The sequence below is a fragment of the Gluconobacter vitians genome (assembly GCF_015244565.1).
Classification (GTDB): Bacteria; Pseudomonadota; Alphaproteobacteria; order Acetobacterales; family Acetobacteraceae; genus Gluconobacter; species Gluconobacter vitians.
Map to the genome: position 1 here is coordinate 1 of NZ_JABCQG010000011.1, position 14,881 is coordinate 14,881.

Annotated in this window: 17 protein-coding genes; 10 read left to right on the forward strand and 7 right to left on the reverse strand. The window is 61.7% G+C overall.

Going from position 1 to position 14,881, the window contains the following annotated elements:
- The coding region (locus HKD24_RS09405) for a transposase (protein ID WP_194260066.1) at positions 1 to 210 on the forward strand (210 nt) is incomplete at its 5' end.
- A gap of 6 nt (positions 211 to 216) precedes the next feature.
- Here the strand turns inward: HKD24_RS09405 and HKD24_RS09410 are convergent.
- The 5 genes from HKD24_RS09410 to HKD24_RS09430 form a co-directional block, all read right to left on the reverse strand.
- Entirely contained in the window at positions 217 to 1,845 is a 1,629-nt protein-coding gene (locus HKD24_RS09410; RefSeq protein WP_194260067.1) for a tetratricopeptide repeat protein, read from the reverse strand.
- Positions 1,846 to 1,854: 9 nt separating this feature from the next.
- Positions 1,855 to 2,235, reverse strand: a complete 381-nt coding sequence (locus tag HKD24_RS09415) for a response regulator (RefSeq protein WP_194260068.1) — start codon at positions 2,233 to 2,235, stop codon at positions 1,855 to 1,857.
- A 5-nt stretch (positions 2,236 to 2,240) separates the two neighbouring features.
- Complete coding sequence (locus HKD24_RS09420; protein ID WP_194260069.1) at positions 2,241 to 3,041, reverse strand: SDR family NAD(P)-dependent oxidoreductase; 801 nt, start codon at positions 3,039 to 3,041, stop codon at positions 2,241 to 2,243.
- A 185-nt stretch (positions 3,042 to 3,226) separates the two neighbouring features.
- A complete protein-coding gene (locus HKD24_RS09425) occupies positions 3,227 to 3,814 on the reverse strand; it encodes a CarD family transcriptional regulator (protein WP_194260070.1) in 588 nt (195 codons plus the stop codon).
- 77 nt (positions 3,815 to 3,891) lie between these two features.
- Positions 3,892 to 4,767: a bestrophin family protein gene (locus HKD24_RS09430; RefSeq protein ID WP_194260071.1), complete on the reverse strand. Its 876-nt coding sequence runs from the start codon at positions 4,765 to 4,767 to the stop codon at positions 3,892 to 3,894.
- 180 nt (positions 4,768 to 4,947) lie between these two features.
- Here HKD24_RS09430 and HKD24_RS09435 point away from each other — a divergent pair, with 180 nt between their 5' ends.
- The 3 genes from HKD24_RS09435 to HKD24_RS09445 are packed head-to-tail and all read left to right on the forward strand — an operon-like array spanning position 4,948 to position 7,675.
- Positions 4,948 to 6,063 carry an S-(hydroxymethyl)glutathione dehydrogenase/class III alcohol dehydrogenase gene (locus tag HKD24_RS09435; RefSeq protein ID WP_194260072.1) on the forward strand — a complete coding sequence of 372 codons (1,116 nt, stop codon included), beginning with the start codon at positions 4,948 to 4,950 and terminating at the stop codon, positions 6,061 to 6,063.
- A gap of 2 nt (positions 6,064 to 6,065) precedes the next feature.
- On the forward strand, positions 6,066 to 6,914 hold the full coding sequence (gene fghA, locus HKD24_RS09440; protein ID WP_228124300.1) for an S-formylglutathione hydrolase: 849 nt from the start codon (positions 6,066 to 6,068) through the stop codon (positions 6,912 to 6,914).
- Positions 6,911 to 7,675: a ribonuclease T2 family protein gene (locus HKD24_RS09445; protein ID WP_194260073.1), complete on the forward strand. Its 765-nt coding sequence runs from the start codon at positions 6,911 to 6,913 to the stop codon at positions 7,673 to 7,675. The genes fghA and HKD24_RS09445 overlap by 4 nt, the downstream gene beginning before the upstream one ends.
- Here HKD24_RS09445 and hisI read toward each other — a convergent pair.
- Positions 7,663 to 8,073 (reverse strand): phosphoribosyl-AMP cyclohydrolase, encoded by a 411-nt coding sequence (gene hisI, locus HKD24_RS09450; protein ID WP_194260074.1) that lies wholly within the window; start codon positions 8,071 to 8,073, stop codon positions 7,663 to 7,665. The genes HKD24_RS09445 and hisI overlap by 13 nt on opposite strands.
- Positions 8,070 to 8,882 (reverse strand): CAF17-like 4Fe-4S cluster assembly/insertion protein YgfZ, encoded by an 813-nt coding sequence (ygfZ, locus tag HKD24_RS09455; RefSeq protein ID WP_194260075.1) that lies wholly within the window; start codon positions 8,880 to 8,882, stop codon positions 8,070 to 8,072. Before ygfZ ends, hisI begins: the two co-directional genes overlap by 4 nt.
- Here ygfZ and HKD24_RS09460 point away from each other — a divergent pair.
- The 6 genes from HKD24_RS09460 to HKD24_RS09485 all read left to right on the forward strand — a co-directional run bounded on the left by HKD24_RS09460 (position 8,881) and on the right by HKD24_RS09485 (position 14,868).
- Positions 8,881 to 9,036, forward strand: a complete 156-nt coding sequence (locus HKD24_RS09460; protein ID WP_194260076.1) for a hypothetical protein — start codon at positions 8,881 to 8,883, stop codon at positions 9,034 to 9,036. The two genes, ygfZ and HKD24_RS09460, sit on opposite strands and share 2 nt — an antisense overlap.
- Positions 9,037 to 9,158: 122 nt before the next feature.
- Positions 9,159 to 11,480 (forward strand): cache domain-containing protein, encoded by a 2,322-nt coding sequence (locus HKD24_RS09465; protein ID WP_194260077.1) that lies wholly within the window; start codon positions 9,159 to 9,161, stop codon positions 11,478 to 11,480.
- Positions 11,477 to 12,301: an MlaE family ABC transporter permease gene (locus HKD24_RS09470; protein WP_194260078.1), complete on the forward strand. Its 825-nt coding sequence runs from the start codon at positions 11,477 to 11,479 to the stop codon at positions 12,299 to 12,301. The genes HKD24_RS09465 and HKD24_RS09470 overlap by 4 nt, the downstream gene beginning before the upstream one ends.
- On the forward strand, positions 12,294 to 13,013 hold the full coding sequence (locus HKD24_RS09475) for a P-loop NTPase family protein (RefSeq protein ID WP_194260079.1): 720 nt from the start codon (positions 12,294 to 12,296) through the stop codon (positions 13,011 to 13,013). Before HKD24_RS09470 ends, HKD24_RS09475 begins: the two co-directional genes overlap by 8 nt.
- On the forward strand, positions 13,013 to 13,969 hold the full coding sequence (locus tag HKD24_RS09480; RefSeq protein ID WP_194260080.1) for an MlaD family protein: 957 nt from the start codon (positions 13,013 to 13,015) through the stop codon (positions 13,967 to 13,969). Before HKD24_RS09475 ends, HKD24_RS09480 begins: the two co-directional genes overlap by 1 nt.
- Complete coding sequence (locus HKD24_RS09485; RefSeq protein ID WP_194260081.1) at positions 13,966 to 14,868, forward strand: hypothetical protein; 903 nt, start codon at positions 13,966 to 13,968, stop codon at positions 14,866 to 14,868. The genes HKD24_RS09480 and HKD24_RS09485 overlap by 4 nt, the downstream gene beginning before the upstream one ends.
- Positions 14,869 to 14,881 lie beyond the last annotated feature (13 nt).

Below are 14,881 nucleotides of genomic sequence, written 5' to 3' on the forward strand. Positions count from 1 at the left end.
GACATGGGAGCCCGACCGGCCATTCCCGCGAAACGACGCGATGCACCTGTTGCCTGCCCCAAATGGGCCTATCGGTGTCGGCACATGGTCGAGAACCTCTGGGCGCGCCTCCAGGAGTGGCGTGCAGTCGCGACCAGATACGAAAAAACAGCAACGTCGTTCCTCGCGGTCATCCACATCGCTGCCGCAGCAGACTGGATCAAGCCCTAACAGGCCCTAGTATGCGGCAACGGCGTCTTCGAGGCGCCGTTTCACGCGCTTCACGACGTCCGACCAGTCCCCGAAACGGGTCTGGCGGATGATCGTCATCTGTGGATACCAGGGCGTATCATCGCGCCCGTGAAGCCAGCGCCAGCAGTTATTGACGCGATCCATCATAATAACAGGCTTGCCCAGTCCGCCCGCCAGATGAACGGCTGATGTATCCACCGAGACGATGATGTCGAGGTTCACCATCAGCGCCGCCGTGTCGTCCATGGTGCGACATTCGGGCATGAAATTGATCAGCTCGCCCGGAAAATCAGGGATCTGCTCGGCCGGGCGATCTTTCTGCAGGGAATAGAAACTTGCACCTTCAATGTCGGCCAGAGGGGCGAGGGCGGAAAGCGGCATGGAACGCTGGCGGTCCACCATGAGCGCCGCCGTATCTTCAGGCCGCGCTGCCCCGGCCCAGACCAGACCGACCCTGAATTTGTGATCATCCTGCAGGCGCTGACGCCATATCTCGGCTTTCCGACGGTCCGCACTGAGATAGGGGACGGGGGCGCCCATCGCGTCCGGCGTGCCGGAAAAAGCGCGGGGCAGGCTGATGAACGGGCAGTGATAGTCGTATTCCGGCGTCTCGCCACCAAACTGAACTTCTGCAACCCCGGCGACACGTTCGCAGATCGCCGCCAGTGTCTCGGTGCCCCAGATATGGACGATAGCGCCTGTCCGGGCGAGGGGCGGGATGTAGCGCAGATACATCAGCGTATCGCCCAGACCCTCCTCCTGCGTGACGAGGACGCGCTTGCCTTCTAGGTCCAGCGATGGGGAAATATTGGGCAGGAGCCGGTCCAGCGGCATGCTGGTATGGCCCGGCAGACCGAAACGCCATTCATGTTCAGCCCAGCCTTGTGCCATACGGCCGCTCTTGAGCATGGTAATCGAATGGTTCAGTCGCAGACGGGGGTCTTTCGGGGCCATCGGGACCGCCTGCCGGTACAGATTGGCTGCTTCCTCCATCCGCCCCAGGCTGCTGAGGATACAGGCCATGTTGCAGATCGGTTCCCAGTCATCCGGGTCGCCTTCACACAGATCATTCATGACGGAGAGAGCACTGTCGAAGCGCCCTGTTTCCGTCAGAAGAAGGGCAAGCAGGTTGAGCGTGGTGCGGTTGTCCGGACGGCACTGCAGGCTCTTGCGCAGGAGGAGTTCGGCCTGATCGAACCGGCCGATCTGGATCAGTACGGTCGCTTCGGCATCCAGCAGACGTACATCATCCGGTTTGCGTCTGCGGCAGATCTCCAGCAGCGGAAGCAGGTCGTCCCGCCGACGCATGGCCACGGCTTCGTCCAGCAGCAGGGAAACAGCATGCGGGCCGGCATTGATGCTGGCCTTCTCAAGCTGCTCCGCACAGTCCTCGTAACGGTGAAGATGAAACAGGGCGCGGGCGCGGACATAATGGAGCGCAGGAATGTCCAGACCTTCTTCCGGAGCAGGGCCGGCAAGAGCAAGGGCCTGCTCTGGGTCTTTGCGGGTCAGGGCGTCCTGCGCCTGGGCCAGACGGTCGGCCGGGCTGCTCTGTTCCGGTCCGGTCGCAGGTGCCGGATCATCGAGGGCTGGTCTGTCCAGACTGGCAGACATACGGATCTCCTAGTCCGAGGCCGCCGATGTCATGTCTTTCAGGGCCTCCAGGATGCTTGCTAGCGTATAAGGCTTCGAGATGAAACGGTCCCGTGCAGGATCGCCGGATGTCTCGTCACGTCGCAGGTCGCCATGGCCGCTGATATAGATGACCGGAAGATCGGGCCAGCGCTCGCGGGCCGGATGGACAAGGCTCATGCCGTCCCTGTCCGGCAGGGTCATGTCGGCCACAAGCGCATCCAGCCGGCACTCCGCGCCGATGATGGCACGGGCCTCGGCGCAATTGTCCGCTTCCCTTACTGTCAGGCCACTATCCAGCAGAAATTCCGCCAGACAGGTTCGAATAAGGAAGTCGTCTTCGATCAGCAGAACGATAAGGGAAGGGGCCATATGGGTTACGAAGACCAGTTCTTTTCAAAATCGCCATAAAGCGTCAGACCGCCATCCACATACAGGGTCTGGCCCGTGATGTAGGTGCTGTCTTCAGCGGCGAGGAACGTGACGGCATCCGCAATCTCGCGGCTCTCACCCGGACGCTTCATCGGGATATGGCCTGAGACAGCCTTGTACTGCTCGGGATCGTTGACCCAGGACATGTTGATCGGCGTCACGATGGCACCCGGGGCCACGGCATTCACGCGGATGCCACGGCTGGCATATTCGAGCGCCAGCGTACGCACGATGTTGCCGACGGCACCTTTGGAGGCGGAATAGCCCAGATAATGCGGCTTGGGGATGATCTGGTGAACGGAAGAGTTCACGATGATCGTGCCCTTGATGCCGTTCTCCAGCCAGTACCGGATGACTTCACGGCAGGGGAGCATCACGCCGGTCACATTGACGGCCATCACACCTTCGAAGTCTTCGAGCTCGATGTCCTCGGACGGTGAAGCAATCTGATAGCCTGCATTGCAGACGAGCACGTCCAGACCACCCATGGCCTTGATGCTCTCGGCAACCAGGCGCTTGACGTCCTCTTCCTTGGAAATGTCACCCGTGGCGATCGGGTGCTCTCCGCCAGAGACCTTGGGCAGCTTGTCGCGGACCGCGATCAGCTTGTCTTCCTTGCGGCCGTTGAGGGCGACCTGCGCGCCTTCTTGGGCAAAACGAAGCGCGGTCGCTTCTCCAATTCCCTGGGATGCCCCGGTGACGAGGACTTTCTTGCCGGCGAAACGGTCTTTGTAAGGGGCAGGCATGTGGCCTCACCTCTCCTTGTGAATGCAGGTTTGAAACCGTGACTGAAAACGCATCGTGAAACGCATCGTGAAAAAGGTCTTCCGTGTCGCCAACGCGGAAGACCCCATCCGGGATGCGAAGAAAACCACATCCTGATCCATATTGGAGAAGTGCAGGCTTTTCAAACCGTGCCCTTGGCCGCGCTTCAGGCGGCCTTCATGGTCTTGGTCAGGTTTTCGAGCACCTGCGCCGGATCGACGTTTTCGAGCACGGCGACTTCAGCGACGAAACGTTCCTGTGCCGCTTCGAACAGCTTGCGCTCGGAGAAGCTGCCATCGAGGCTGTCCACGTTGCGGCGCAGATCACGCAGAACCTCGGCAATCTGGATCAGATCACCGGAGTTGATCTTTTCCTGATAGGCCACGGCACGGCGGGCCCACATGCCCTTGCTGACATGCGGCTTGCCCTTGATGACGGTCATTGCCTTGTCAACGATGTCGCGCGTGACGATCTTGCGCAGGCCGGCCTTGCGGGCCTTCGCCAGCGGGATGCGGAGCGTCATCTGGTTGCCGGGGAACGAGATCTGGATCATCTCGATCACGGTATCGGCGACATCGACCATGCCGATCTTGTCCACGCGCCCGACACCATGGGCAGCGTAAACAATGGAGTCACCTTCGCGGAACGGGTCCGTATCCTGGTCCGGGTCGGTCTGACGGGCAGTGTTGTTGGCTGCGACACGAGCCATTTCATCGGTCATGCCGCCCTTCTGGGGGCTTTTGAACGTGTTCATAGCCGCAGGTTATAGCAGAAAAACCCTCTCCTGTCTTGCCCGTTCGCAAGACAGGCCGCCCTGGGGCCTTCGTGGCGTCAGGGCTGAACGCCGTGGATGGCCTGGATGGGCTCGGGCGGGGTATCGCCGATCGGCTGCAGCAGGTCACGTTCGATCGTCCGTGCCATCGTCAGCATGGGCAGGGCGTGGACGCTCTGCTTGAACGGTTCCTGAAGGTCACGGCCGCTGCGATCGAGCATCTGGAACAGCATGCCGATGATGCTGGAGCCCAGTGGCGTGATCCAGCCGAGCGTCTGCACGGCCGAAAGCGGCAGGATGATGCAGAACAGATGCGTCGCGATTTCCGGCAGCATGGAATACTGCGCGGGCAGGGGCGTGTTCTTGATCCGCTCCAGTCCGCCCTGCGCATTGGCGATGTCGGACAGGATACGGTCCACCGTGCCATGGACGGCACCATCGATTCCCTTAAGTTCGACCTCGTCCCGGACACCCAGACCGATCTGATAGAGCAGCATGTTCGCCGTGTTCGAGCAGGAAAAGACCTTCTCATACATCTCAGGCGTCAGTAGCCTTTTCGTGTCCTCATTGGGCGGATCGCCCCTCAGCGCCGCGCGCAGGACATGCGGATAGGCTGCCATGGCGCGGGCCAGATCCGGACGTCCTCCCAGAAGGGTTGCGGCTTCACGACCGAAGGAGCGGCAGTTATTGGTGATCGCACCCCACAGAGTCCGGCCTTCCCACCAGCGGTTATAGGCTGCGTTGTTGCGCATGCTGAGGAAGATTGCGAGCGCCGAACCCATCAGGGAAATCGGGAGCGACGGCTGTTCCATCCAGTCCTGATGGTAGATCTGGAACAGGACAACCACGACGAAGTCCCACAGCGTCAGGATGATCAGGGGCGGCAGGGATTCCCGGAACAGAATGGCCAGTCCATGCGGACGGTTGACGATCAAACGGCTGTCTCCTCGGATGGATGGAAAAGTCCATTCAAAGCCTAGCTGTGAAGTCTGCCGGGGGCCAACACCAAAGGGTGTCTGTCACTTTACTTTCTTTTGCAGCGATCAGAACCGCCTCTTGCCGCGCGCCTGTCCCATACGACACAGTGTCTGCACTTTTGAGAGGAGATTGATGTTATGGACGTGACCGCAGCCATTGCGTTCGAGGCCGGCAGGCCGCTGGAAATCGACACGGTTCAGCTCGAAGGCCCGCATGACGGGGAGGTACTGGTCGAGATCATGGCGACCGGACTGTGCCATACCGATAAGTACACGCTCTCCGGTCAGGACCCCGAGGGCCTGTTTCCGGCCATTCTCGGGCATGAGGGTGCAGGCATCGTCCGGGAGGTCGGCGCCGGGGTGAAGCATCTCAAGCCCGGCGATCACGTCATACCGCTCTATACGCCCGAGTGCCGGGAATGTCCGTCCTGCCTGTCACGCAAGACCAATCTGTGTACGGCAATCCGCAGCACGCAGGGCAAGGGCGTGATGCCGGACGGCACGTCCCGCTTCTCTTATAAAGGGCAGCCGATTCATCACTATATGGGCTGCTCCACTTTCGCGAACTTCACGGTCCTGCCGGAAATCTCACTGGCAAAAATCCGGCCCGACGCGCCGTTCGACAAGGTCTGCTATATCGGTTGCGGTGTGACGACCGGCATTGGCGCCGTGCTGTTCACGGCCAAGGTCGAGCCGGGATCGACCGTTGCGGTGTTCGGGCTGGGTGGCATCGGGCTCAATGTCATTCAGGGTGCCAAAATGGTCGGGGCGAACCGGATCATCGGCATCGACATCAATCCGGGCCGCGAGGCCATGGCCCGCAAGTTCGGCATGACCGACTTCGTGAACCCGAAGGATCTCGGACCGGATGGCGACCTTGTCGGCCATCTGATCGAGATGACGGGCGGTGGCGCGGACTACACATTTGAGTGTGTCGGCAACACGACGCTGATGCGTCAGGCGCTGGAGAGTGCGCATCGTGGCTGGGGTGTGTCCTGCGTTATTGGTGTAGCCGGGGCAGGACAGGAAATCAGCACGCGGCCGTTCCAGCTTGTTACGGGACGCCGCTGGATCGGCTCGGCGTTCGGGGGCGCGCGCGGACGAACCGATGTGCCGAAGATCGTGGAGTGGTACATGGAAGGCCGGATCGATATCGACGATCTCATCACCCACAAGCTCAAGCTCGCGGATATCAATCTGGGCTTCGATATGATGAGCCGCGGTGAGAGCATTCGCACCGTCGTGGAGTACTAAGCATGTCCGACATCGAAGTTCTGGCGCATCACGCCTGTTTCGACGGCTCCCTGCGGTTTGTCCGGCACAATTCGCAGGCGCTCGGCGTTCCCGCGACGTTCGGCATCTTCCTCCCGAAAGAGGCTCTGGCGGGGCAGAAAGTCCCCGTCATTCATCTGCTGGCCGGACTGACGGCCACGCAGGAGACGTTCCTCATCAAGGCCAATGCCATCCGCTTTGCCGCCGAGCATGGCATCGCACTGGTGGCTCCCGATACGTCCCCGCGCCATACGGGGACAAAAGGTGAGGACGACAGTTATGATCTTGGATCGGGCGCGGGCTTCTATATTGATGCCACGTCCGAACCCTGGAGCCATCACTACCGGATGGAGACCTATGTCGGCGAGGAACTGCCTGCGCTGACAGAACGGCTTTATCCGCTGGATGGTGCCCGGCGCGGCATCATGGGGCATTCCATGGGCGGGATGGGGGCGCTGCTTCAGGCGCTGAAATATCCCGATCGCTGGAGGACCGTCTCGGCTTTCGCGCCGATTTGCCATCCGAGCATCGTACCCTGGGGGCAGAAAGCGTTCGACGCGTATTTCGGCGGCGATCCGGCGAAATGGCAGAGCTGCGACCCGACGCTCCTGTTGCGCTCGGGGCATACGCATCCGTCCACCATTCTCGTGGATCAGGGGCTGATGGACCAGTATCTGGCCGATCTGTGCCCGGATGCGCTGGAGGAAGCGGCCAGAGAAGGCAAACAGTCTCTCGAACTCCGTCGCCATGCCGCGTATGACCATTCCTACTGGTTCGTGCAGAGTTTCATCGCGGACCATCTGACCCACCATGCCAAAGGGCTTTCCGCGTGAAGCGTTCCGTTCTTGTCGCTCTTTTCCTGCTGGGGGGCTGTGTCTCGCAGGCTCCAACCGGGCCTTCGATCACGCCCACAGCCCATACCGATTTCCGGCATGACACGCTGGCCCTGACCTGGCAGCCGGGTTTCTGTGCCACGGGCGGCGGATGTGAATGGGACCAGACGCATCGCATCTCGATCGGTCTGCACGGACTTTGGGCGTCCGAGCCACATGCTCTGGAAGCACAGGGCGTGCCGGTGCAGGAATGGTGGTCCAAGGGCTGTGATCTCTATGATCACAACGACACCCCGCCGCAGCTTCTGCCGACAACGGTCGAGGCGCTCCGGGGTGTTATGCCGCATCTGAAGAAGCCGCTTTACATGCATGAATACACCAAGCATGCGCGCTGCTTCGGCTATGATGCGGACCGCTTCTTTATCACGTCCATGGAAATGCGGGACCGGTTTGCGGCCTCGGCTTTCGGGCTATGGCTGGCACAGCAGGCAGGATTTCAGGTCAATCGAGATGACATGCTGGCCACCTTCGCGCGTCTGATGAACGTCCGGGACAGCCGGGTTCTTCAGGTCCGCTGCGAACCGGCCCATAACGGCCAGATGGTGCTGACACAGCTCTGGTTCACGCTGGACCCGAAGAAGCTCTCGCGCTTCCCGTATGAAGGGGCTTACCTGTCCTCACCGGACGATCAGAACGGCTGCCCGGCCACGTTCCTCGTGCCGGGCTGGACCGCGCCGTCTGCGGCTGATCAGCGGCCGTAAAGCTCTTCGGCGCTGATTTCGGGCTGCGAGGTGTCGCGCAGCCCGTCCGGCGTCACCCCGTGATAGAAACAGCTCCGCCGACCGGTATGGCAGGCCACGCCGGTCTGGTCGACGATCATGAGAACGGCGTCCATGTCGCAGTCGAGCCGGGCTTCGATAAGCTTCTGCTGCTGACCCGAGGTCTCGCCTTTGCGCCACAGTTTCTGGCGGCTGCGGGACCAGTAGCACACGCGACCCGTCAGAAGTGTCTCGCGCAGGGCGTCCGCATTCATCCAGGCGAGCATCAGCACCACGCCGTCCGGCGCCTGCGCGAGCGCGGAAATCAGGCCGTTCGCGTCGAACTTCACCTGCGCGATGATGTCATCGACAACGGACGGGGCGGGGGGAACATAGGTCACGAACGCATCTCCTCGGGAAACCAGACGGGCCACGCTACAGAAAGCGGCTGTCCATTGCACGTCAGGTCCGGCGAGGACCAGGCCTCCCGGCGCAGCATGGCGAGCGCCCGGTTTCCGCTGCGGGAGCGGATGTCGCCCACTTCACGCTCGCCGGAAACGATGACACCACCTTCGTCGGGGAACGTGCCCTCCGACAGGACAACCGGCAGCAGGCGGCGCTTGACGAGGCCGCGGTAATGGGTGCGGGCGGTCAGTTCCTGCCCCATATAGCAGCCCTTTTTCCAGGATACGCCGCGCAGGAGGTCCATGTCGGCTTCGAGCGCCAGCGTCTGCTCGCTCTCGAAATCCATGACGTCGGGCAGGCCGAGCAGGAGGCGGCGTTCCAGAAACGCGGATGGTGTCTCACCGCTCTGATCCGTTCCGGACACGATGGCCCGCCAGCCTGCACCCTCACAGCGCGGATCGGGCGCGCTGCTGAGTGCATCCGGTGGCACGGAGTGGCTGTCCGCTCCGGTTATAACGCGCAGATCCGTCCTCTCGATCTGCACATCCGCACGCAGGCGAAAGCGTGACAGGCGTTTGACGAGCATGTCGGCATGATCTGCCGCGCAGTCCATCAGGATCCGGTCCTGCGCTTCATACAAAAAGAACTCGCTCAGCCAGCGTCCCTGCGGCGTGAGCAGCGCACTCCAGACCGCCGTCGCGGGCGTCAGATCCTGGACGTCATTCGTGATGAGGCCCTGAAGAAAGCTGGTCCGGTCCGACCCCGTAAAAGACAGGACGGCGCGGTGGGAGAGAGATCCATGCATGTATGATACCGCAGTTTCGACGGTTTCCAGCAAAACCACCATGTTGGAAAACTGCCTGACCATAACGGCGAAATCTGCGGGCCGCCATATCCGTGTCGGACCAGTATGCTTAAAAGTCGGTTGGGCAGATCATGTAGAAATGATGGGTTTCTGATGTAAGCCTCTGTTTCGGACCATGGCTGCGGGTTGCAGTCTGGCAGTACTCGGGGGATATTGCCGTATCGCGGTAGTACGGCCCTGTTCCGCGACCCCGTGCCTGTCCGGAGAGAGAAGACGTTGTCAGCCGCAGAAATCGTGGACCCCACCCAGAGCCCTGCCAGCGACCGCCGCCGGATCTTTCAGATCCTGGGTCCGCTCGTGGGCGTGCTTCTGGTCATCGCCGCGATTACGGGCATCAGCCTTCACAACTACCAGACGACCCGCACGGGCGTGATTTCGCTTTCCAACGACCTTCTGCGCAGCCAGCAGCGCTATGTGACACAGGAAGTCAGCGACTATCTCGCCCCGGCCTCCATCGGCGCCCTGATCGCACAGGACATGTTCCGCGATCCGCTGACGAATGCCACGCCTGACACGTTCATGCTCTATGGCCGCTCCATCCTGACGCACACGCCTCAGGTGGACAGCTTCTATATTGCGAATGATCAGGGCCAGTTCTGGATGATTACGCGCCACGGTCAGGACGGGTTCGAGCAGACCCATTTTCAGACCGATGACGGCAAGCAGGTCTATCATCACGTCTATACGGACAAGGACGGCAACGTTACGGGTGAAAGTTCGGACCCGGCGGAAGGCTACAATGTCGTCACCCGTCCGTGGTTCGCAAAAGCCGTCAAGCATCAGAACGACCCGGAGCGGCAGCTCCACTGGACCGATCCCTATGCCTATATTTCGACCCATCAGTTCATCATCACGGCCTCGCTCGCCTTCGATGGACATGACGGGCACAAATCGGTCTTTGCGATCAACATTTCGCTGAACCAGCTGACGTCCTTCCTCAACAAGCTTCAGGTCGGGCGGAGCGGGCAGGCCGTGATCGTGGACATGCACGGCCAGATCATTGCCGGGCACAATGTTGCGGAGGGGCAGGACCCGAAGACTTTCGATCCGGGGAATGTGTTCCTCGATCCCAAGACGCAGCCGGTCTTTATCCATGCGCTCAACCGCTTCCGCATCAAGGGACCGGGCACGGGCGTGGTGCAGGCGCGGGGCAGGAATTACGTCACCATTGCCTCCGAACTGCCCTTCGTGCACCGGCACTGGGTGCTGCTGCTGAATGCCCCGGAGAGCGATTTTGCCGATTTCGCACAGACCGCGCGGCGGCAGAATATCGGATTTTCGCTGCTGGTGGTCGGACTGGCGTCCATTCTGGCGCTCGCACTTGTTGCGCAGGGGCGACATGTGGAGCGTCTGCGCAAGCGGCTCCAGCGCGGACGGGACCAGGTCAGGGCAGAGAATGCCTCGCTGCTTGAAATCGCCAGCACGCCGGACCTGTTCGATCCCGCGCATGAAGTGCCGATCCTGACCGAAGCCCTGACGGCCCGGACCAGCGCGCGGCGTGCCAGTCTGTGGCGACTGCTGCCCGATGGCGACCGCCTGCTCTGCGAGGATGCCTTTGATCCCGCGCGTGACGTGCACAGCACCGGCGTCGAAATCAGTCAGCGTGAAAATGGCAAGCTGTTCGAGGCTCTGGAAGAGGGCCATACCCTCTCGATCGCGGATGCGTCGCAGGACGAGCGGACACAGAACTTCCAGCGCGTCATCATGAGGGCCGTAGGCGCCAATACGCTGCTGTTCCAGCCGGTCCGCAACGCGCATAAAACGGTCGGCGCGATCGTACTGGAAGATCCAGGCCAGCCGGAGACGATGGAACATATCATTGCCATCGTGGCGTCCATCGTGGCCCTGCGCTTTGCCAAACCGTTCGACGGGGCCGCGGAAGACAGCAAGACGGGTCTTACGGTTCCGGCGGAAAAGCACGATACGCGCTTTGACGAAGGCTTTCTGCTGGCCCCGTCGGATACAACGGCCGGAGAACCGGTGGCGGCGGGCGTGTATCCGCAGGTGCCGGTCATGGTCATCTCCTTCGTGGACCCCTATGCGCCGGACCGCGACAGCATCGCGCGCGCCATGAACGTCATCCGCGCGCTCAGTCTGGAGATCCAGAAAATCGCGCGCGACAGCGGACTGTTCTCCGTTCAGGTGGTGAGCAACCGTCTTGTTCTCGTGGGTGGCTGCTCGCAGACGCCGGACCCGTCCGCTGCCGTCCGGCTGGCGGACGCAGCAGTCTCGATCCGCGAGGCCTGCCTGTCCTCGCTGGCCGCGGCGGATCTCGACCCCGTCTTCCGGATTGGCATGGATGTGGGATCGGTCATGGCCTCCGAACTCGGAGAGTCGCCTTCGGTCTTCAACATCTGGGGCGATGCGCTCAACGGCGCTGAACTCCTGACCGGCAGCGCGCCGGATGCGGGCACGATCCAGGTCTCCGAACAGGCCTATATGATCCTGCGTGAACATTTCCTCTTCCGTGCCCGGGGCATGTTCTACCTTCCCAATAGCGGGATCACCCGCAGCTTCATTCTGGCGGGCCGTCGATGAAAATGCTGCGCAATTTCGACCGGATTACGATGGTCCGGAGCATGCTGGTGCATCTGGGATATTTCTCCCGCACGCAGATGCGCTTCACGCTCATGATGATCGGTGCCGGCTGGGGCATCATGCGTGAGGCTACCCGGCTGACGACCTGGCGGCGGACGGTCCGGATCGAGTTCTGGACCTCCCTGCATCAGGCTGTTGGCGGCGGGATCCTGAGCACGCTGGTGACGGCGGCGCTGACGGGGTTCGGTATCGTGGCGCAGACCGTTTACTGGCTCGGCTTTGCGGGCATGGCGCAGATGACGGGCTCCATTCTGTCCACGGTGCTGGTGCGTGAGATCGCGCCGGTTCTGGTGGGGGTGATCCTGCTGGGACGCTCCGGGATGCTGATGCTGACCGAACTCGGGACGCTGACGACGGGCGGGCAGATGCGGTCCATGACCGGGATGGGCATTGATCCGTTCATTTCCTTTCTGGTGCCACGCAGCCTGGCCATGACGATCAGCGGCTTTACGCTTGGCATCATCTTCAGCGCGACCGCACTCCTTGTGGGGTATGCGGTCTGCCGCGTCGAGGATGCGATCACGATGCCGATCTGGGCATTTCTGGATCAGGTCGTCAGCAGCGTGAAGCCGATCGATTATATCGTGATCCCGGCCAAATTCATCTTCAGCGGTTACGCCGTGGGCGTCTGCTCGTGCCTGTCGGGCATGGACGTGACGACAGAAGATGATCTGTCGAGCATGATGCCCCGCGGATTTGCGCGCGGAATGCTGTCCATTATGGCCATCAACGTCGTCTTCAGTGTGTGTTTCGATGGCTGAACCTGACGACGTCTTTCCGAATTCGCTCGATGCCCGTCTGGAGCTTCTGGATGCGCGGCCGCGCTTTGATGAAAGCGGGCTGGTCTCCAGCCGCTATAATCTGCGTCTCAATTCGGGGGAATGTGCCCTGATCGAGTGCCGGGACATGGGGCAGGCGGCCCTGTTTGCCGATATGTGCGTCGGGCTGATCCCGCTTGATGACGGGCATATCCGCTGCATGGGGCTCGACTGGGCCGATCTGGACGAACGGCGTAGCAACGCGCTGCGGGGCCGGATCGGCCGTGTGGTCATGACGGGCGGCTGGGTGGACCTGTACGGGACGCATATGAACATCCTGTGGCCACAGTTGCACCATACCCGCACACCGATCGAGAAGCTTCAGGCCCAAGCGGTGCATCTGGCCGTGAGGCTTGGTCTTCCAGGCCTGCCAGTCGTTCCGCCAAACCGCCTGTCGTCCATGGATCGGCAGCGTGCGGCCTGTGTCCGGTCCATGCTGGGCGAACCTGCGCTCCTGCTGCTGGAGCACCCGATGGAGGGGGCGTCCGTCAGTCTGATGGAGGCGTTCCTGTCTCTCGTGACCAATCTGCGGGACCGCGGATGTGCGGTGGTCTGGATGGCTCCGGATGAAAGCGGGTGGGGGGATTATGCGTCCGATGCCACCATCCGCCTGCGCCTTTATGATGACGGACTGTTTTCGATGCGAGGTTCCTGATGTTTCGCGTACGCCAGACCGAGACCGCCCGTCCGCTCTTTCAGAACCGCTATGCGGATGAATGGGTCGGGCTGCTTGTCCTTGCCGCGATCGTCCTGTTCTCGGTGGCCGTCGTGGAAGCCGGTTTCCTGCGCCAGTGGCTGACGCCGGAAAAGAAACTGCATTTCGTGCTGCCTGAAAGCGGTGTGGCGGGACTGGCGATCGGAAATGACATCGAGGTCATGGGCGTCCATGCCGGTGAAATCCGTCGTCTCAAGCTCAATGAAACGGGCCGGATGTATGCGGAAGGCTATCTGGACCCGCAGTTCGTGCCCTTTATCCGGCAGGACAGCACGGCCATTATCCGTCACCGCCTGATCGTAGCAGGAGCAAGTTACATTGAACTGGGTCGCGGCAAGGGCAAGCCACTGGACTGGGACTATGCCGTTCTACAAGCCACGGTGGAGGCCAATCCGGCGGATGTGATCACCCAGACCGTCACGGATCTGCGCAACAAGCTCGTACCGGCCATGAACAACGTCCAGCTCATTACGGCGCAGGTCAACGACATGCTGACAGACATGCGAAAAGGACAGGGAACGATTGGCGGATTGCTGGTGAAGGATGACGTGCTCGACAAGGCCAATGCTGCGCTGGCGCATCTCGATACTGTTATTGCGGATCTCAGACCCATTGAAAAACAGGCCGGAGGAATCATGACCAAGGCTGATGGCACGATGGCCAATGCCAGGGCCGCGACGGCAAGTCTGCGTCAGAGCATGCCGCAGGTCCAGCAGACTATCGCTCATACCAATACGGCCACCGCACAGCTTCCGGCCCTGCTGGCGCAGGCGGAGGCCAGTGCGAGCAGTCTGCGCAAGCTGACGGATCAGTTGCGGGGGCTCTGGCTGCTGGGTGGTGGCGGATCGAAACAGGAGCCCTCGCGTCGACTGCCGGCGCAGGCGGTGCGGCCATGAGGCAGGTTCTCCTGGGATGCTCCGCCCTGATGGTCCTGACGCTTGCTGGCTGCTCGTCTTCGACTGCGACGAAGGCTCCGAAGCCGGACCAGCCTTACGAAGACGCCATGGATACGGGCAAAAGCGTGTATGAAATCGGTCAGGCCTCGCAGGCCGAGGCTCAGTACCGGACGGCCATGGATCGTGCGCTGATGCGCGATGATGCTGCGGGTATCCATGAGGCCGGTTTCAATCTGGCGACCGTCCTGCTGGCGCAGGATCAGCCCCGCAAGGCCCTGCAGAGCCTGAGCACGACCGAAGCCGCGCTTAGTCTGCACAGTTTCTCCGATACGTCCGATCTGGCCGTGATCCGTGCGGCCGCGCTTTACCGGCTTCATGACACGGTATTCGCGTCGCAGGCCGTGGAGCGCGCTCTTCAGTCTCCAGATATGGGAATCCGCGAACGGGCGCTTTACCTGTCAGGGCTGATCGCAGCGGACCTGAAACAGGACACGGTTCTGGCCCGGCGTGTGAACGATCTGGCGGGATTTCATACAAACAGCGCGACAGTCGATCAGCAGGAACTGACGGCCCGCCTGAACCTGCTTCGGAGGCAGCCGGAACTGGCCTATAGCGGAGCGCTGTCAGTGGTGAAGAGCCGTCGGGATGCGCTGGATTATCGTGGAATGCGCCGGGCGCTCACACTCGCGGCCGATGCTGCCGAGGCGGCAGGGCACCTTCCGCAGGCCACCGCACTCCGGCAGGAGGAACAGATCAGCAAGCAGGTGGCTGTGAAACAGGCTGGGGAAAATGGGGGTGCTGCAGGAGATGCTCCTGCGCCCGGATCAGTCCCGGCCAAGGTTACGGTGCAGGTGCGTGGCACGCCTGCCGATCAGTCAGGCCTCGGGGCCGGCGACTGAAAAAGAAAAGGCG